20 protein-coding genes and 1 tRNA gene are annotated in these 17670 nt (G+C 64.2%); 15 read left to right on the forward strand and 6 right to left on the reverse strand.

Annotated features, from left to right (window positions below; translation table 11 throughout):
- Positions 1-58: 58 nt before the first annotated feature.
- Complete coding sequence (locus JQ628_RS32150; RefSeq protein ID WP_212230008.1) at positions 59-487, reverse strand: organic hydroperoxide resistance protein; 429 nt, start codon at positions 485-487, stop codon at positions 59-61.
- A 168-nt stretch (positions 488-655) separates the two neighbouring features.
- On the opposite strand from JQ628_RS32150, the gene JQ628_RS32155 reads away from it, so the two are divergent.
- Positions 656-1117: a MarR family winged helix-turn-helix transcriptional regulator gene (locus tag JQ628_RS32155; protein WP_212230010.1), complete on the forward strand. Its 462-nt coding sequence runs from the start codon at positions 656-658 to the stop codon at positions 1115-1117.
- Here JQ628_RS32155 and JQ628_RS32160 read toward each other — a convergent pair.
- The 3 genes from JQ628_RS32160 to JQ628_RS32170 form a co-directional block, all read right to left on the reverse strand.
- Positions 1114-1353, reverse strand: a complete 240-nt coding sequence (locus JQ628_RS32160) for a GIY-YIG nuclease family protein (protein WP_212230012.1) — start codon at positions 1351-1353, stop codon at positions 1114-1116. The genes JQ628_RS32155 and JQ628_RS32160 overlap by 4 nt on opposite strands.
- Positions 1354-1485: 132 nt before the next feature.
- Positions 1486-1561 (reverse strand) — tRNA-Ala (locus JQ628_RS32165).
- Between the two features lie 78 nt (positions 1562-1639).
- Positions 1640-2047, reverse strand: coding sequence for a TIGR02300 family protein (locus JQ628_RS32170; RefSeq protein WP_212230014.1), 408 nt, complete (start codon positions 2045-2047; stop codon positions 1640-1642).
- 144 nt (positions 2048-2191) lie between these two features.
- Between JQ628_RS32170 and aroA the strand changes: the two genes are divergently transcribed.
- From aroA to JQ628_RS32185, 3 genes are read left to right on the forward strand one after another with little or no spacing between them, the layout of a single operon-like run.
- Positions 2192-3529 (forward strand): 3-phosphoshikimate 1-carboxyvinyltransferase, encoded by a 1338-nt coding sequence (aroA, locus tag JQ628_RS32175; protein WP_212230016.1) that lies wholly within the window; start codon positions 2192-2194, stop codon positions 3527-3529.
- A gap of 10 nt (positions 3530-3539) precedes the next feature.
- Positions 3540-4157 (forward strand): hypothetical protein, encoded by a 618-nt coding sequence (locus JQ628_RS32180; protein WP_212230018.1) that lies wholly within the window; start codon positions 3540-3542, stop codon positions 4155-4157.
- Positions 4126-4530: a hypothetical protein gene (locus JQ628_RS32185; protein WP_212230020.1), complete on the forward strand. Its 405-nt coding sequence runs from the start codon at positions 4126-4128 to the stop codon at positions 4528-4530. The genes JQ628_RS32180 and JQ628_RS32185 overlap by 32 nt, the downstream gene beginning before the upstream one ends.
- A 12-nt stretch (positions 4531-4542) precedes the next feature.
- Here the strand turns inward: JQ628_RS32185 and JQ628_RS32190 are convergent, their stop codons facing one another.
- Positions 4543-5532: a Bug family tripartite tricarboxylate transporter substrate binding protein gene (locus JQ628_RS32190; protein ID WP_212230022.1), complete on the reverse strand. Its 990-nt coding sequence runs from the start codon at positions 5530-5532 to the stop codon at positions 4543-4545.
- Positions 5533-5730: 198 nt separating this feature from the next.
- Between JQ628_RS32190 and cmk the strand changes: the two genes are divergently transcribed.
- The 11 genes from cmk (at position 5731) to JQ628_RS32245 (ending at position 16532) form a co-directional block, all read left to right on the forward strand.
- Positions 5731-6360, forward strand: coding sequence for a (d)CMP kinase (gene cmk, locus JQ628_RS32195; protein WP_212230024.1), 630 nt, complete (start codon positions 5731-5733; stop codon positions 6358-6360).
- A gap of 447 nt (positions 6361-6807) precedes the next feature.
- Positions 6808-8511: a 30S ribosomal protein S1 gene (gene rpsA, locus JQ628_RS32200; RefSeq protein WP_212230026.1), complete on the forward strand. Its 1704-nt coding sequence runs from the start codon at positions 6808-6810 to the stop codon at positions 8509-8511.
- Between the two features lie 196 nt (positions 8512-8707).
- The gene (gene sppA / locus JQ628_RS32205; RefSeq protein ID WP_212230028.1) at positions 8708-9688 is read left to right on the forward strand and encodes a signal peptide peptidase SppA; all 981 of its coding nucleotides are present in this window, start codon (positions 8708-8710) and stop codon (positions 9686-9688) included.
- Positions 9689-9859: 171 nt separating this feature from the next.
- Positions 9860-10165: an integration host factor subunit beta gene (locus JQ628_RS32210; protein ID WP_212230030.1), complete on the forward strand. Its 306-nt coding sequence runs from the start codon at positions 9860-9862 to the stop codon at positions 10163-10165.
- Between the two features lie 81 nt (positions 10166-10246).
- Entirely contained in the window at positions 10247-10636 is a 390-nt protein-coding gene (locus tag JQ628_RS32215; protein ID WP_212230038.1) for a LapA family protein, read from the forward strand.
- A gap of 66 nt (positions 10637-10702) precedes the next feature.
- Positions 10703-11362: a phosphoribosylanthranilate isomerase gene (locus tag JQ628_RS32220; protein ID WP_212230040.1), complete on the forward strand. Its 660-nt coding sequence runs from the start codon at positions 10703-10705 to the stop codon at positions 11360-11362.
- Positions 11359-12576 (forward strand): tryptophan synthase subunit beta, encoded by a 1218-nt coding sequence (gene trpB / locus JQ628_RS32225; RefSeq protein ID WP_212230042.1) that lies wholly within the window; start codon positions 11359-11361, stop codon positions 12574-12576. Before JQ628_RS32220 ends, trpB begins: the two co-directional genes overlap by 4 nt.
- A complete protein-coding gene (trpA, locus tag JQ628_RS32230) occupies positions 12573-13409 on the forward strand; it encodes a tryptophan synthase subunit alpha (RefSeq protein ID WP_212230044.1) in 837 nt (278 codons plus the stop codon). The genes trpB and trpA overlap by 4 nt, the downstream gene beginning before the upstream one ends.
- Before the next feature lie 95 nt (positions 13410-13504).
- Positions 13505-14446, forward strand: coding sequence for an acetyl-CoA carboxylase, carboxyltransferase subunit beta (gene accD / locus JQ628_RS32235; RefSeq protein ID WP_212230046.1), 942 nt, complete (start codon positions 13505-13507; stop codon positions 14444-14446).
- A complete protein-coding gene (locus tag JQ628_RS32240; RefSeq protein WP_212230048.1) occupies positions 14443-15786 on the forward strand; it encodes a bifunctional folylpolyglutamate synthase/dihydrofolate synthase in 1344 nt (447 codons plus the stop codon). The genes accD and JQ628_RS32240 overlap by 4 nt, the downstream gene beginning before the upstream one ends.
- 5 nt (positions 15787-15791) lie before the next feature.
- The gene (locus JQ628_RS32245) at positions 15792-16532 is read left to right on the forward strand and encodes a metallophosphoesterase family protein (protein ID WP_212230050.1); all 741 of its coding nucleotides are present in this window, start codon (positions 15792-15794) and stop codon (positions 16530-16532) included.
- On the opposite strand, the gene JQ628_RS32250 is transcribed toward JQ628_RS32245, so the two are convergent.
- The gene (locus JQ628_RS32250) at positions 16529-17548 is read right to left on the reverse strand and encodes an ATP-dependent DNA ligase (RefSeq protein WP_349628150.1); all 1020 of its coding nucleotides are present in this window, start codon (positions 17546-17548) and stop codon (positions 16529-16531) included. The two genes, JQ628_RS32245 and JQ628_RS32250, sit on opposite strands and share 4 nt — an antisense overlap.
- Between the last annotated feature and the right edge of the window lie 122 nt (positions 17549-17670).

The raw sequence follows: 17670 nt of genomic DNA on the forward strand, positions 1-17670 counted from the left end.
CGCGCGAAAACGGCCCGCTGCGGAAGCAACGGGCCGTTTCGGTGAAGTGGCGTATTGGTCAGACGACGGTCAGGCGGACGTCGACATTGCCGCGGGTCGCGTTCGAGTAGGGGCAAACCTGGTGGGCTTTTGCCACCAGCGCCTCGGCGTCAGCCTTGGCGAGGCCCGGCAGCGAGACCGCAAGGTCGATGTCGAGGCCAAAGCCGCCCTCCGAGCGCGGGCCGATGCCGACCGTGGAGGTGACGGAAGCGTCCGCAGGCACCTTCACGCCGCCGCCCTGGGCCGCCACCGCCTTCATCGCGCCGATGAAGCAGGCGGCATAGCCGGCCGCAAACAGCTGCTCGGGGTTGTTGCCGGTCCCGCCGCCGCCACCGAGTTCCTTCGGGGTCGAGAGCTTGACGTTGAACGCGCCGTCCGCGGTGGAAGCGGTACCGTCGCGGCCGCCGGTGGCTGTTGCGGTGGTCTTGTAAAGCACTTTTACCGACATGGTGGTCTCCCTTGGGGTTGGGGCTGAGCTTGTTGGACGGGGTTTTGTATTGCACACAGTTAGATTGTGCACAATATAAAATATGCGGCCTCACATTTAATTGTTCGCAATTGAATGCAGGCCCGGTCCGGCCCATCATGAGGGCCGAAAGCGCCTTACGAGGGTATCATGGCAAGGAAAGTGGCGGCGGACCAATGGCTGCGGCTCGATAATCAAATCTGCTTCGCGGTCTATTCGGCCGCGCATGCCTTTAACAGGGTCTACAAACCGCTATTGGACCGGCTCGACCTGACTTATCCGCAATATCTGGTGATGCTGGCGCTGTGGGAACACGACGGCGTGCCGCTCAAGGATATCGGCGAACGCCTGTTCCTGGATTCGGGAACCCTGACGCCGCTGCTCAAGCGGCTGGAGGCGGCCGGGCTCGTCAAGCGTACGCGCTCGACCGAGGATGAACGTCAGGTGCTGATCGCACTGACGGCGCAGGGTCAGGCGCTAAAGGAGAAAGCGCGTTCGGTGCCGCAGTCGATCCTGGAGGCGTCGGATTGTTCGGTCGGGGAGCTCGTCGCGCTGAAGAGTGAGATCGTGGCGCTGCGCGACCGGTTGAATGCGGCGTTGGGGGAGGGCTAGAAGCGCTTCTTGGCAAAGGCGCGGCCAGAGTGGGACTTGAGATATTTTTCGAAGGCCAGCGCTTTGTATTTGTCAGGGAAGGCGCAGTACCAGACCAGCTTCCATGGCTTGAATTTGGATGTGTGGGCGGATCGGCCGGCGTTGTGTTCGGGGATACGGCGCTTCAGGTCCTCGGTAGCGCCAATGTATTCTTGGTCGGGGAATTCGATGCTGCGGATGATGTAGACGTACCACATCGAGATTGATGTCCGCGGCGAGGATTGATCCCACTACCAGCCCGTCTTCGCCCAAGAGGGCTTCGCCGGGCACCACGCTTCACCCTTCAGGCAACTCGTGGCTGCGCCACGCGTAGCCCGAAGGGTGAAGCGTGGTGGAGCCAGGCGGGATCGAACCGCCGACCTCTTGCATGCCATGCAAGCGCTCTCCCAGCTGAGCTATGGCCCCTTGACCTGATCGGCGCGCCTGGGCGACGCGCGGGGTACTCCCAGAACACAGTTCTGGTTTTATCTCAAGTATCTTCTCTCAGCTCTCTTCGTCGTTGCCGACATCGCCGATGATGTCGGTGACGTCCTCATCGCCTTCCTCCTCGTCGGCGATGAAGGTCGAATCATCGTCCTCATCGTCATCGATGGTCTCGTCGACCTCGATATCGTCCTCCGATTCGGGAACGACGGCCTTCACCTTGCCGGTGTTCTCCTCGGCGTCGGCTTCCTCGAGCGACACCAATTCTTCGGCTTCCGCGGGCTCCGGCATGTCGGCGGCAGTGGCGGGCGCAGCGGCCGCAGCGCCGCGGCCGCGCGGCGGGGCGACGGGCGCGATCGGCACGACCTCGCCGGTATAGGGAGAGATCACCGGATTCTTGTTCAGGTCGTAGAACTTCTTACCCGTCGTCGGGCAAATGCGTTTGGTTCCGAGGTCGGATTTGGCCACGTCAAGGTCCTGGGAATTTTTCGAAAAACGGTGCTTCACTTGGCTAGTTGAGGGGCTGCTGTCAATAGCGGTTTGCGGGCAAATTTCGAGCCCGTGACGCCTTCTGCCGCATGTGATACTGCGGCCGCGCGAAAGGACACAATCTTGACCCATTCAGGCCCGGCAACCCCCCTCGAAGCCCGCTCCTCGGGCCCCCTGAGCGGAAAAGTCCGCGTCCCCGGGGACAAGTCGATCTCGCACCGCTCGCTGATCCTGGGGGCGCTGGCGGTCGGCGAGACCCGGATTTCCGGCCTGCTCGAGGGCGAGGACGTGATCAACACCGCAAAATCGATGCGGGCGCTCGGCGCGAGCGTGGAGCGGACCGGCCCGTTTGCCTGGACGGTGCGCGGGGTGGGTGTCGGCGGCTTTGCGGAACCGGCCGCGGCGCTCGATTTCGGCAATTCCGGCACCGGCTGCCGGCTGGTGATGGGGGCGGTCGCGGGCTGCCCGGTCACCGCCGTGTTCGACGGCGATGCTTCGCTGCGCTCGCGGCCGATGCGGCGGATCCTCGATCCGCTGGAGCTGATGGGCGCCAGGACCGGCGACATCAAGGAGGGCGGCCGCCTGCCGCTGACGCTGCATGGCGCGCGCGATCCCGTGCCGATCGTCTACCGGACGCCGGTCGCCTCGGCGCAGATCAAGTCCGCGGTGCTGCTGGCGGGGCTGGCCGCGCCCGGAATCACCACCGTGATCGAGACGGAAGCAAGCCGCGATCACACCGAGCTGATGATGAAACATTTCGGCGCCGACATCACTTCCGAGCGAGAAGGCAGCCACGGCCGAAAGATTTCGCTCGCCGGCCAAAGCGAGCTGCACGGCGCCGAGGTGGTGGTGCCCGCCGATCCGTCTTCCTCGGCGTTCCCGATCGTGGCGGCGCTGATCGTCGAGGGCTCCGACATCGTGCTGTCCGACGTCATGACCAATCCGCTGCGCACCGGGCTGTTCACGACGCTGCGCGAAATGGGCGGCTCGATCGAGGAGAGCGAGGTGCGGGGCGACGCCGGCGAGCCGATGGCGCAGCTGCGCGTGCGCGGCTCAAAACTGCGCGGCGTCGAGGTGCCGCCGGAGCGCGCGCCTTCGATGATCGACGAATATCTGGTGCTGGCGGTTGCGGCCTCCTTTGCCGAGGGCACGACGGTGATGCGCGGCCTACAGGAATTGCGCGTCAAGGAATCCGACCGGCTGGCCGCCACCGCCGACATGCTGCGCGTCAACGGCGTCAAGGTCGAGATATCGGGCGACGATCTGATCGTCGAGGGCCGCGGTCACGTCCCGGGCGGCGGCCTTGTCGCCACCCACATGGACCATCGTATTGCCATGTCCGCGCTGGTGATGGGCTGCGCCGCCGACAAGCCGGTGAAAGTCGACGACACCGCCTTCATCGCCACCAGCTTCCCGGACTTCATCCCGATGATGCGCGCGCTGGGAGCGGAGTTTTCATGAGGCGGCCGGGATGAGCGCAGCCTTCGACCGCGATGCGCTGCTCGATGCGTTCGACAGGATCGGGCGCGCGGCAGTCGAGGCGGGAACGAAGCTGCAAATCGCGGTCTATGGCGGATCGGCGCTGATGCTGGCGAGCAATTTCCGCTTTGCCACGGAAGATGTCGATATCGCTGAAATCGGGCAGCAGTGGCCGGCCTGGCTTTCAACGGCTGTCCGGCAGATCGCCGAGGAAAATAACTGGTCGGACGCCTGGCTCAACGACGCGGTGACGTTTCATCTCAGCCATCTGGCGCGCGCGGACCGCGATCTCACGGCGTTCGGCACCTTTCCGCGGCGGCAGGAGAAGGTGGGGCTTTGCGTCTTCGTGCCGACAGCCCGATACATGCTTGCCTTGAAGCTCAAGGCACTGCGGATCTCCAGTTTCGAAAAAGGCCAGCAGGATATGACTGATGTCGCGCATCTCCTGAAGGCGCTCCAATTGACGGAAGTCGAGCCGGCAATCGCGATTTTCGCCGAATTCTTTCCCGTTAGCGCCGCCGATGCCGACAAGCAGCGCTTCGTGCTAAGACATCTGCTTTCCGGAGCCACGACCGTCGATGCGCCCCATTACCCTCGCTCAGACCGCTGAACGCGTCGCGTCCGGCCAATCGGCGGACAAGGCGCTGCCGGAGTTTCTCGACGAGTTCTACCTCGCCACAAGTCCGGAGCAGCAAAGCGCGATGCTTGCGGAAGAGCCGCGGCCGACGGGGGACCCGCGGCTGGACGGACTGTTCGGCGCGGTCGCCGAATATCTTGCCCATGAGTTCGGTTTGCCGCGCGTTCCCTCCTGGGCCTACATGCCGGGCCGATACCTCGATCGGGCCTGGCACACCTCGCCGATCGCCGACAAGGGATTTCGGGAATATCTCACCTTCGCCAGCCCCGCCGAGTTCGCCTCGCGCAACATCTTTACCGAGGAGCGGCCGTTGCGCCGGGCGCGCGGTCCCCGGCCGTCGCAATGAGGCCAGCGCGCCTTACGACGGCGCAATTCCAAGGCTGGTCACCGCCTCGATCCAGACCGGCGATTCTTCCTTGTAGAGTTTTTGGGTGGCCTCAAAGGTCATTGCCGTGTCGTCGACGCCGAATGATTTCATGACCTGAAGCACCTTTTCGCTTCTACCGCCGGCCACCAGCAGCTTTGACAGCTTTTGAATGATTTCCGGCGGCGTGCCCGCGGGCACGGCGCAGCACTGGAAGCCGGTGAGCTGGAAGATGCGCGAGGTTGCGCCCTGCTCGGTGAAAGTCGGCACGTCAGGCAATACCGACATGCGCTTGCGCGAGACGGCGACCGCGCGGCCGCGGCCGCTCTGAAGCACGGACAATGCCGCCGAGTAGCTGCCGTGGGCGCCGTCGATGAATCCGCCGGCAAGATCGGTCCACATCGGCGCCTCGCCGCGATAATGCACCGCCTCCATCTTCAGGCCGTACTGCTTGTTCATCTCGGCAACCGCCATATGCGCGTAGGAGCCGGCGCCGTAGGTGCCGATGTTGACCTTCTCGGCCTTCTTCGCATAGGCGATGAATTCGGCGAGCGTCTTGGCGCCAGTCTTTTCGGCGACCGCAAACGGCAGGCTGCCCGCCGGCATGATCGAGACGAGGACGAAATCCTTTTCGGCGTCGTAGGGGATGTCCTTGATCAGCACGCGGTTCATGATCATCGTCGTCGAGATCGTGAACATCAGCGTGTAGCCGTCGGGCGCCGCGCGCTTGGCTTCCACCGCCGCGACCGAGCCGGAGGCGCCGGCCTTGTTTTCCACCACCACGTTCTGGCCGGTCTCGGCGCGGATGTATTCGCCATAGGTGCGGGCGAACAAATCCGTCTGCCCGCCGGCCGGATAGCCGGCGATGATCCTCACTTGCCGGTTCGGCCAGTCGGTCTGCTGCGCCTGGGCCGCGCCGATCAGCGGTAACGCCGAGGCGGCGGCAGCACTTCCGATAAAGCGACGTCGCGAAATCGCGCTCATTGGTTTTTCTCCTCCGGCCCATGCAATTTCTTTTGAGTGAATTGCTTCCGAGCCCCGGTGGCCAGCATAGAGGCGCGGGAGGAGGCAGGCGAGGACATTTGGACGCATCAATTTTGCTGGAATTCTGTGCGGCGGAAGATGCCGTTCTGGTGTGCCACGGCCTTGACCATCTCGCCGCTGTGTCGCACATGGCTCCCCATGATCATCGCCATCGACGGACCGGCGGCCTCCGGCAAGGGCACGCTCGGCAAGCGGCTCGCCCACCATTACGGCTTTCGCCATCTCGACACCGGCGTGATCTATCGCGCGGTCGCCAAGGCATTGCTCGATATCGGCGCCGATCTCACCGACGAGGCGCGCGCGGTTGCGGTTGCGATGGAGCTCGATCCGGAAAAATTCGGCCATCCCGAATTGAAGACGCAGCGAATCGGCGAGGCCGCCTCAGTGGTGTCGGCGATCCCGAAGGTGCGGGAAGCGCTGGTCAATTTTCAGCGGCAGTTTGCGGCAGATCCGCCAGGCGCCGTGCTCGACGGCCGCGACATCGGCACCATCATCTGCCCGCATGCCGATGTGAAAATCTTCGTGGTGGCCGACCCGCGGGTGCGGGCGCGGCGACGCACCCTGGAGGCCCGCGCGCGCGGCGAGGATGCCGACGAGGCGGCGGTGCTGGCTGACATCCTCAGGCGCGATGAGCGCGACCGCAATCGCGCGATTGCGCCGCTGGTAGCGGCGCCGGACGCGCACACCCTGGACAATTCCAATCTCGATATCGAGGCCGGCGTCCGCGCCGCCATCGCGATCGTCGAAGCTGTCCGCGGCGGAAAATAGTTTCTCAGTTCCTCGCCCGAGAACGGTAGTTTCCGCGCGAAATCGCGGTCAACAAGCCTTGAGACGCGGGTCGGCCTTCGTCAAATGCGAGCGTTAACGCCCCGTAAACGGGCCATTTTTGCTTGCCGCTGGTGGCCCGGAGGATTATATCAGCAGCGTCCGGGCTACCCCCGATGAGATCAGGGCAGTCCGAGCGGGCCGGTCAGGGAATTCGACACCCTGCCGTCATCTGGAGGAAAGCCCGCTCCCCGTCTTGCACGCCGGCCCATTCGGCCGGCACATCCAGGGTCCCGGGAAAATCACCGTATCGGATATGCAGCCATGCTGCCGGCCCGCTGTTGCGCGTTTGCGTGACCAGCGGTCGTCGGGTTTGCGGAACCCGACACTGCATTTTCGATGCGCCCCTTAACCCGAACTGCCGGCAAGTATCCCGCATCTGGAGAACAAATGGCTTCGAATACTGCTGCTTCCTATAATCCTACCCGCGACGATTTCGCCGCGATGCTCGACGAATCCTTCGGCGGTGGCAACCTTCAGGAAAGCTCCGTCATCAAGGGCAAGGTCGTCGCGATCGAGAAGGACATGGCCGTCATCGACGTCGGCCTGAAGACCGAAGGCCGCGTGGCGCTGCGCGAATTCGCAGGACCCGGCCGTGAAAGCGATCTCAAGGTCGGTGACGAAGTCGAGGTGTTCCTCGACCGCATCGAGAACGCGCTCGGCGAAGCTGTGCTGTCGCGCGACAAGGCCCGCCGCGAGGAAAGCTGGGGCAAGCTCGAGAAGGCGTTCCAGAACAACGAAAAGGTCAACGGCGTCATCTTCAACCAGGTCAAGGGCGGCTTCACCGTCGATCTGGATGGCGCAGTGGCCTTCCTGCCGCGCTCGCAGGTCGACATCCGCCCGATCCGCGACGTCGCCCCGCTGATGAACAACTCGCAGCCGTTCCAGATCCTCAAGATGGATCGCCGCCGCGGCAACATCGTGGTGTCGCGCCGCACGGTGCTGGAAGAGACCCGCGCCGAGCAGCGCCAGGAATTGGTGCAGAACCTCGAAGAGGGTCAGGTGATCGACGGCGTCGTCAAGAACATCACCGATTACGGTGCGTTCGTCGACCTCGGCGGTATCGACGGCCTGCTGCACGTCACCGATATCGCCTGGCGCCGTGTCAACCATCCGACCGAGGTGCTCACCATCGGCCAGACGGTGAAGGTCAAGATCATCAAGATCAACCACGAGACCCACCGCATCTCGCTCGGCATGAAGCAGTTGCTGGACGATCCGTGGCAGGGCATCGAGGCGAAGTACCCACTCAATGCGCGCTTCACCGGCCGCGTCACCAACATCACCGACTACGGCGCGTTCGTCGAGCTGGAGCCGGGCATCGAAGGCCTGATCCACGTCTCGGAGATGTCGTGGACCAAGAAGAACATGCACCCCGGCAAGATCGTTTCGACCTCGCAGGAAGTCGAAGTGCAGGTGCTGGAGGTGGATTCGGTCAAGCGCCGCATCTCGCTCGGTCTCAAGCAGACCATGCGCAACCCCTGGGAAGTTTTCGTCGAGAAATTCCCTGTCGGTTCGACCGTCGAGGGCGAGGTCAAGAACAAGACCGAGTTCGGGCTCTTTTTGGGCCTCGAGGGCGACGTCGACGGCATGGTGCATCTGTCCGACCTCGACTGGAAGCTTCCGGGCGAGCAGGTGATCGACAATTTCAAGAAGGGCGACATGGTCAAGGCCGTGGTGCTCGACGTGGATGTCGAGAAGGAGCGCATCTCGCTCGGCGTCAAGCAGCTCGAAGGCGACCCGTTCGCCGAGCCGGGCGACGTCAAGAAGGGCGCTGTCGTGACCTGCGAAGTCCTCGACGTGAAGGAATCCGGCATCGACGTGAAGATCGTCGGCACCGATTTCACCACCTTCATCAAGCGGTCTGAGCTGGCCCGCGACCGCAACGATCAGCGCGCCGAACGCTTTGCCGTCGGCGAGAAGGTCGATGCCCGCGTGATCCAGTTCGACAAGAAGGCCCGCAAGGTGCAGGTCTCGATCAAGGCGCTGGAAGTCGCCGAGGAGAAGGAAGCCATCGCGCAGTACGGTTCCTCCGATTCGGGCGCCACGCTGGGCGACATCCTGGGCACCGCGCTCAAGAACCGCGACAAGTAAGCGTTCGCGCATCTGTCACACGCAAATCAGGCCCCGGTTTCGACCGGGGCCTTTTTTCTTCCTTCTCCCACAAGGGGAGACGGGAAGAGGGGAGGCCTTGTTTTCTTCAAATTGCACCGCAATTGGTGTAATCGGATAAGCGAAAAGTCACGCTGCTGCTGCAAGACGCGGCGACTGTTTTTTCAGGAGATTTTCGATGTCGCTCGATTCAGACGTGATCGTCGATCGCCGCCGGATCCGCCGCAAGCTGACCTTCTGGCGTGTGGCCGCCGTGGTGGTTGCGATTGCCGCCATCGTCACCGTCGGCCTGATCGCGACGCCGGCCGGCCGCGGCGCGCTGACGACGTCGGGCTCGATTGCCCGCATCAATATCGACGGCCTGATTCGCAGCGACCGCGAGCGCGTCGAGGCGTTGGAACGGCTCGAAAAGTCTTCCGCCGCCGCGGTCATCGTGCACATCAATTCGCCCGGCGGCACCACTGCCGGTTCCGAGCAGCTCTACGACGCCCTGACGCGGCTCAAGGCGAAGAAGCCTGTGGTGGTCGTGGTCGAGGGGCTGGCGGCTTCCGGCGGCTATATCACGGCGATCGCGGCCGACTATATCGTCGCCCAGCAAAGCTCGCTGGTCGGCTCGATCGGCGTGCTGTTCCAGTTTCCGAATTTTTCCGAGCTGCTGAAAACCGTCGGTGTGAAGGTCGAGGAAGTGAAATCCTCGCCGCTGAAGGCCGCTCCCAACGGATTTGAGCCGACCAGCCCGGAAGCGCGCGCGGCGATCGACGCGCTGGTGAAGGATTCCTATGCCTGGTTCCGCGGCCTCGTGCAGGCGCGGCGCGGCATGGACGAGGCTCAGCTCGAAAAAGTCGCGGACGGACGGGTTTTCACCGGCCGGCAGGCGGTCGAGCTGAAGCTGATCGACGCGCTCGGCGACGAGAAGACCGCGGTCGAGTGGCTGGTGGCGAACAAGAATGTCAAGAAGGACCTGCCGGTGCGCGACTACAAGCTGACGCCGCGTTTCGGCGACCTCACATTCCTGCGGACGGCGGCCTCCGTGACGCTCGATGCGCTGGGTCTGAGCACCATCGCGCGGAATATCGAGCAGGCGGGCGTCACCCAGGCGGTCGACCGCCTGGCCCTCGATGGCATGCTCGCCTTGTGGCAGCCGGCCGGCTCGAACTGAGCGGCCGAACAGGCATTTTGGGTGCCATTCCCGCATTGCGGGTATTGTGACAAATCCGGCCCGGGCGGTTTGTCACGTCATTTCGCGCCGCCCAAAATCGATTTAGCGTCTTGACAGTTCAAGGCATTTTCACGGAAATGGATATCCGCAAGGTCCCGGGTCCCATTCTCGATGATCAAATCCGAACTCGTTCAGCGCATTGCCGAGCACAACCCGCATCTCTACCAGCGGGATGTCGAGAACATCGTGAACGCGATTCTCGATGAGATCGTCGCTGCGCTGGCGCGCGGCGACCGCGTCGAGCTGCGCGGTTTTGGCGCGTTTTCGGTGAAACATCGTCCGGCGCGCGCGGGACGCAATCCGCGCACGGGCGCCCATGTCCCGGTCGACCAGAAGAGCGTGCCGTTCTTCAAAACCGGCAAGGAAATGCGCGAGCGGCTGAACCGCGAGGACGGTACGCCCGAGGCCGGCGCCTAGTCTCATCCGCCTGTTCAGACCATGGCGGTTGCGGTATGCGGGACGTGCTTCCCGCCGTCCTGATTCAGACGAGAGATGGTCATGCGAAAATTCGTCAACACGCTCGTCATCATCCCCCTCGGCGTCTTCTTCGTCATCTTTGCGGTCGCGAACCGCCATCTGGTCACGGTCTCGTTCGATCCCTTCAATTCCGCGACACCCACGGTCGCGGTGACGCTGCCGCTGTTCGTGGTGATCATCGCCTTCACGATGTTCGGTGTGCTGGCCGGCGGCATGGCCACCTGGTTCCGGCAGGGCCGCTGGCGGCGCGCGGCGCGCCAGAGCGAGGCCGACGCCCGGCAGGCGCGGTCACAGCTCGCTGACCTGCGCGCGGAGGCGGCCCGCAGCGGCGAGCAGCAGCGATTTCTGGCGCCGGTCCAGGGCGGTTTTTACGGTTCCGCCGGGCGAGACAAGCGCGGCGCGACGTTGTAGAACCCGCCCCGTCACGACCCCGTCAAAAACCGCTTTCACGGCCCCAAGGAACGGCCTCAAGGAACCATGCCCCTGCTCGTCAAGATTTGCGGCCTGTCCACGCGCGAGACGCTCGACGTCGCGCTTGCGTCTGGCGCCGACATGGTGGGCTTTGTGTTCTTTCCGCCCTCGCCGCGGCACCTGTCGCTCGAAAAGGCGCGTGAACTCGGCGCCGTGGCGAAAGGCCGCGCGACAAAGGTGGCCCTCACCGTCGATGCCGACGATGCGACGTTCGAGAACATCATCGATGCGCTGAGGCCCGACATCCTGCAAATCCATGGCCAGGAAACCACCGCGCGCGTGCGCGACATCAAGCAGAAATTCGGCCTGCCCGTCATGAAGGCGCTGGCGGTTGAGACCGCAGCCGACCTTGCCGCGCTGCCCGGCTATGCCGCGGTCGCCGACCGTATCCTGTTCGACGCCCGCGCCCCGAAGGGCGCCACCCGCCCCGGCGGGTTAGGCGCGGTGTTCGACTGGCACGTGCTGGAAAACCTCGATCTCAAATTGCCCTTCATGGTCTCGGGTGGCCTCAATGCCGGCAATGTCGCGGAGGCCGTACGCGTCACCCGCGCCGGCGGCGTCGACGTCTCCTCCGGCGTCGAGCGTACGCCGGGCGTCAAGGACGTCGAGATGATCCGCGAATTTATCCGCGCCGCGCGCGCCACCCAGGAATTGACGGTCCGATGAATCAACGCCTGCCAAATTCCTTCCGTACTGGTCCCGACGAGCACGGGCACTTCGGCAATTTCGGCGGACGCTTCGTCGCCGAAACCCTGATGCCGCTGATCCTCGATCTGGAAAAGGCCTACGCTGCGGCGAAGGCTGATCCGTCCTTCCAGCGCGAGATGAACGGCTATCTCAAGGACTATGTCGGCCGGCCGTCGCCGCTGTATTTCGCCGAACGTCTCACCGAGCATCTCGGCGGTGCGAAGATTTACCTGAAGCGGGAGGAGCTGAACCACACCGGCTCGCACAAGGTCAACAACGTGCTCGGCCAGATCCTGGTCGCGCGCCGCATGGGCAAGAAGCGCATCATCGCCGAGACCGGCGCCGGCCAGCATGGCGTGGCAACCGCAACGCTGTGCGCGCGCTTTGGCCTCGAATGCATCGTCTATATGGGTGCGGTCGACGTCGCGCGGCAGGCGCCCAACGTGTTCCGCATGGAGATGCTCGGCGCAAAGGTCGTCCCCGTGCAATCCGGTACGCGCACGCTGAAGGATGCGATGAACGAGGCGCTGCGCGACTGGGTCACCAACGTGCACAACACCTTCTATTGCATCGGCACGATCGCCGGCCCGCATCCCTATCCGATGATGGTGCGCGACTTTCAGTGCGTGATCGGCAACGAGGTTCGCACGCAGATGCAGGAGGCCGAGGGCCGTCTGCCGGATTCGCTGGTTGCCTGCATCGGCGGCGGCTCCAATGCGATGGGCCTGTTCCATCCCTTCCTCGACGATCCCTCGGTCGAGATCTTTGGCGTTGAGGCGGCCGGCCACGGGTTGACGCAACTGCATGCGGCCTCGATCGCCGGCGGCCGGCCGGGCGTGCTGCACGGCAACCGCACTTACTTGCTCATGAATGACGACGGCCAGATCCAGGACGCGCATTCGATCTCGGCGGGCCTCGATTATCCCGGCATCGGCCCGGAGCATTCCTGGCTACATGAGACCGGCCGTGTCACCTATCTGTCGGCAACCGACGACGAGGCGCTTGACGCGTTCATGCTGCTGTCGCGGCTGGAAGGCATTCCGCCCGCGCTGGAATCCGCACACGCCATCGCCAAGGTGATGGAGCTCGCGCCGAAGCGGCCGAGGGATCACCTGATGGTGGTCAATCTTTCCGGCCGCGGCGACAAGGACATTCCGCAGATCACGGAAATCCTGAAAGGCAGGAAGCAGTGACAACCCGTATCGATACGCGTTTTGCCGAACTCGCCAAGGAAGGCCGTTCGGCCTTTGTCACCTACGTGATGGCAGGCGATCCCGATCCCGCCACTTCGCTCGATATCGTCAAGGCGCTGCCCAAGGCCGGAGCCGACATTATCGAACTCGGCATACCCTTCACCGATCCGATGGCGGATGGTCCCTCGATCCAGGCTGCGGGCCTGCGTTCGCTCAAGGGCGGCATGACGTTGAAGAAGACGCTGGATATGGTGCGCGGCTTCCGCAAGGACGACAACGCGACGCCGCTGGTGCTGATGGGTTACTACAACCCGATCTACATTTACGGCGTCGACAAGTTCCTTGCGGACGCAAGGAGCGCCGGTGTCGATGGCCTGATCATCGTCGACCTGCCGCCGGAGGAAGATGAAGAACTGTGCCTGCCCGCGATGCGTGCCGGACTTAATTTCATTCGGCTGGCGACGCCGACCACCGACGACAAGCGCCTGCCGGCGGTGCTCGCGAATACCTCCGGCTTCGTCTATTACGTTTCGATCACCGGTATCACCGGCGCCGCGGCGGCCGATTCGAAGGTAGTCGGGGAAGCGGTGGCGCGCATCAAGCGTCATACCAAACTTCCGGTCTGTGTCGGCTTTGGCATCCGCACGCCGGAGGCGGCGCGCGCGATCGCACAACACGCCAATGGCGCCGTTGTTGGCACCGCGCTGGTCGATGCGCTGCGCACCAGCCTGGACGAAGAGGGCCGCGCGACATCGAAAACTGTTACCGCCGTGGCCGATCTGGTAGCCTCATTGGCGCAGGGTGTTCGCGGGGCGAAGCAGGCGGCGGAATAGCTGCCGCGAAAGAAGCACAGTGAGGCGGCTTGCCGGGAACTATCCCGGCCGCCATATAATTCGGACCGTGCGTTGACCGCATTTCGGAGCGAACCATGAACTGGCTCACCAATGTCGTCCGGCCAAAAATCCGCAACATGCTGCGGCGTGAGACGCCGGAGAATCTGTGGATCAAGTGCCCGGATTCCGGGCAGCTCGTGTTCTACAAGGATGTCGAGGCCAACCAGTTCGTCATTCCCGGCTCGAACTACCACATGCGCATGGGCGCGGTGGCGCGGCTGAAATCCGTCTTCGACAACGAGACCTGGTACGACATCGCGCTGCCCGAGGTGACGCCCGATCCGCTGAAATTCCGCGACGAGCGCAAATATGCCGACCGCATCAAGGATGCGCGTGCCAAAACCGGGCTGAACGATGCCATCAAGGTCGGCTTCGGCAAGCTGGAGGGCATGGGCGTCGTCATCGCCGTGCAGGATTTCGATTTCATGGGCGGCTCGCTCGGCATGGCCGCGGGCGAAGCGATCGTGCGCGGGCTGGAGCTTGCGGTCGAGAAGAAGTGCCCGTTCATCGTGTTCGCCGCTTCCGGCGGCGCGCGGATGCAGGAAGGCATATTGTCGCTGATGCAGATGCCGCGCACCACGGTCGGCGTGCAGATGCTGCGCGAAACAAAACAGCCCTACATCGTGGTGCTGACCAACCCGACCACCGGCGGCGTCACGGCGTCCTACGCCATGCTCGGCGACGTGCAGATCGCGGAGCCCGGCGCGCTGATCGGCTTTGCCGGCGCGCGCGTCATCGAACAGACCATCCGCGAAAAACTCCCCGATGGTTTTCAGCGCGCCGAATACCTGCTCGACCACGGCATGGTCGACATGGTGGTGCACCGCCACGAGATGCGCCCGACGCTGGCGCGGCTGTGCCGGTTGTTCACCAAGGCGCCGGCGCCGGAAACCGTCTCGAAACCCGCGCCCGAAGTCGCTTCGGCGGCCCAGATCGTATCGGCTCCCGAGACGGTGCCGGCTGCGCCCCACGCGTGAACGCGCCGGCGGCCAAACCGTCGTCGTCGCTCGCCGAAGTGGTCGCGCGGGTCTCGGCGCTGCATCCGGTCAGGATCGACCTCAATCTGGATCGCATTAGCCGGCTGCTCGAGCGGCTCGATCATCCCGAACGAAAATTACCGCCGGTGATCCATGTCGCCGGCACCAACGGCAAGGGCTCCACGATCGCTTATTTGCGCGCGACGCTCGAAGCCGCGAATCTGCGCGTCCACGCCTACACCTCGCCCTACCTCGTGCGGCTCAACGAATGCTTTCGGCTCGGGCGCGCGGGCGGCGGTGTCCTCGCCGGCGATGACGAAATAAGGGAGGCGCTGGAGCGCTGCGAGCGCGCCAATGCCGGCGCGCCGATCACGGTGTTCGAAATCAAGACCGCGGCCGCGTTCCTGCTGTTTGCGCAAAACCCGGCCGACGCATTGCTGCTGGAGGTCGGCCTCGGCGGGCGGCTGGATGCCACCAACATGGTCGAAAAGCCTGTGGCCAGCGTGATCACGCCGGTCAGCATGGACCACACGGAATTTCTGGGCACCACGCTGACGTCGATCGCGGGCGAGAAGGCCGCGATCATCAAGCGCGGCGTGCCGGTGATTGTGGCCGAGCAGGCGCCGGAGGCGATGGCCGTCATCGAGGCGCAGGCGGCCCGCATGCGCTCGCCGCTGCATGCCGCAGGCCAGCAATGGCATGTCAGCATCGAGCACGGCCGCCTCGTCTACCAGGATGACCGCGGCCTGATGGATCTGGCCGCACCAAAACTGTTCGGCCGGCATCAGTTCGACAATGCCGGACTTGCGATTGCCACGCTGCGCGCGATCGATACGTTCAGGATCAGTCCGGCCGCGTTCGAGGCCGGCATCGTCAATGCCGAATGGCCGGCGCGGATGCAGCGGCTGGCTTCCGGCAGGCTCGTTGACCTCGCGCCCGCCGGTTCGGAAGTCTGGCTCGACGGCGGGCACAATGCCGAAGGCGGCCGCGTTGCCGCCGCCGCGCTCGGCGATCTCGAGGAGCGCGTGCCGCGTCCGCTCGTCATCATTGCCGGCATGATGGGCAACAAGGATGCCTCCGGATTTCTGGCCAACTTTGCCGGCCAGACCCGCCACATCATCGTCGTGCCGATTCCGGATCAGGACAACGTGATGCCGCCGCAGCGCCTGGCGGACGCCGTGCGCCAGCTCGGCATGCGCGTGGAAATCGCGACCGGCGTCGACGCGGCGCTACGCACGCTCGCGGGCCTCGCCTACGAAGTACCGCCGCGCATCCTGATCACAGGCTCGCTCTATCTTGCCGGTCATGTGCTCGCCGCCAACGGCACGCTGCCGGGATAGCAAGAATGCGCTTTGCCGCCATCGCCGACGTGCACGGCAACCATCTCGCGCTCGAGGCCGTGCTGGCCGACATCCGCGCCCATGGCATCAGCGAGATCGTCAATCTCGGCGACATGGCGAGCGGGCCGCTCGACGCGCGCCGCACCATGGATGCGCTGATGGCGCTCGATGCGATCCATGTCGCCGGCAATCACGACCGCTGGCTGATCGATCGTCCCTTCGAGAAGATGGGCCCGTGGGAGCGTCCGGCTTATGAGCAGCTCGATAGCAGCCATCTCGATTGGTTGCGCGCCGTACCGATGACGCGCGTCTATCGAGATCAGGTGTTCCTGTGTCATGCGACCCCGGCGGACGATAACGTCTACTGGCTGGAGGAAGTGAAGCCTGACGGTTCGGTCGTCATGGCGTCGCTGGACGCGATCGAGAAGGGAGCGGCCGGAATTTCTCAGCCGCTGATCCTGTGCGGCCACACGCATATCGCACGGGCGGTGCGGCTTCGCGACGGTCGGCTGGTGGTCAATCCCGGCAGCGTCGGCAGCCCCGGCTTTTCCTACAACGTGCCGCATCCGCATGTCGTCGAGGCAGGAACGCCCGATGCCCGCTACGCGATCCTGGAATTGTCGTCGGCAGGCTGGAGCGTGACGTTCCGGCACGTGCCATACGACAACGAAACGATGGCGGCACTGGCGCGCCGCGCTGGCGACGCCGAGTTTGCTGCGGCGCTGGCCACGGGCCGGGTGCGTTAGCGCAGCAGCTTCATCGGATCGGCGGCCTTCTGCTTGAGCTGATCGAGGGTGCATTGCTTCGGCGCCTTGTCGGGACGCCAGCGCAGGATCGAGGTGCCGTGGCGAAAGCGTTCGCCGCTGAAATGGTCGTAGCAAACCTCGATCACGAGTTTTGGTTTTAGCGGACACCACTGCGCCGACCGCTCCGTCGACCAGCGGCTCGGCCCGCCCGGTGCATTGCCGGTGAAGCCGGGCGGGCCGATCAGCGGCTCCAGCTTTGCCGTCAGCGCAGGCTTGTCCTCGCGTTTGATCGCGGAGGTGAAGCCGACGTGATGCAGCAGGCCCTTGTTATCGTAGAGGCCGAGCAGCAGCGAGCCGACCGTCTTTCTGCCGTTGAGCTTGTTGCTCGCGTAGCGAAAGCCGCCGATCACGCAATCGGCGCTGCGGAATTTTTTGATCTTCTGCATGCCCTCGCGATTGCCGGATTGATAGGGCAGGTCGAGACGTTTTGCGATCACGCCGTCCGAGCCGCCGCCGGCTTGCCGAAGCCACTTCTTCGCAACCGCGTAGCTGGTGGTTACGGATGACAGGTGGAACGTCTTGTTCGATTTGAATTGCGATTTTGCGAAGGCTTCCAATGCGGGCCGGCGCTTGCTGAGCGGCTGGCTTGCCAGCTTTCCATCCTTCGCGGTCGCCAGCAGATCGAACGCGAGAAACAGCGCCGGCGTCTCCTGCGACAATTTCCTGATGCGGCTGGTGGCCGGATGAATCCGTTGCAGGAGTTCGTCGAACGAAAACGATTTGCCGTGCGGCACCACGATCTCGCCGTCGAGCATGAATGCCGTCGCCTTCAGTTGCAGCGCGGCCTGCACCAGTTCCGGAAAATACCGGGCGAGATCCTCACCCGACTTGGAGCGAAGGTCGACGCGCTCGCCCCGCCGCGACAGCAGGCAACGAAAGCCGTCCCATTTCGGCTCGTATTGCCATTCGGCGCCGCGCGGGATCGCATCGACCGAGCGCGCTTCCATCGCCGCGATGCGGGCAGATTTTGGGGCGGTCTTTCGGCGCGGGGCGGGCAAGGTGCAGGGCTTTCAAACGCGAGACATGCCCCACCAACGCAAACGGCCGGCGAATCGCCAGCCGTTGCCAGAAATTATTG

Source organism: Bradyrhizobium lablabi (genome assembly GCF_018129385.1).
Taxonomy (GTDB): domain Bacteria; phylum Pseudomonadota; class Alphaproteobacteria; order Rhizobiales; family Xanthobacteraceae; genus Bradyrhizobium; species Bradyrhizobium lablabi_C.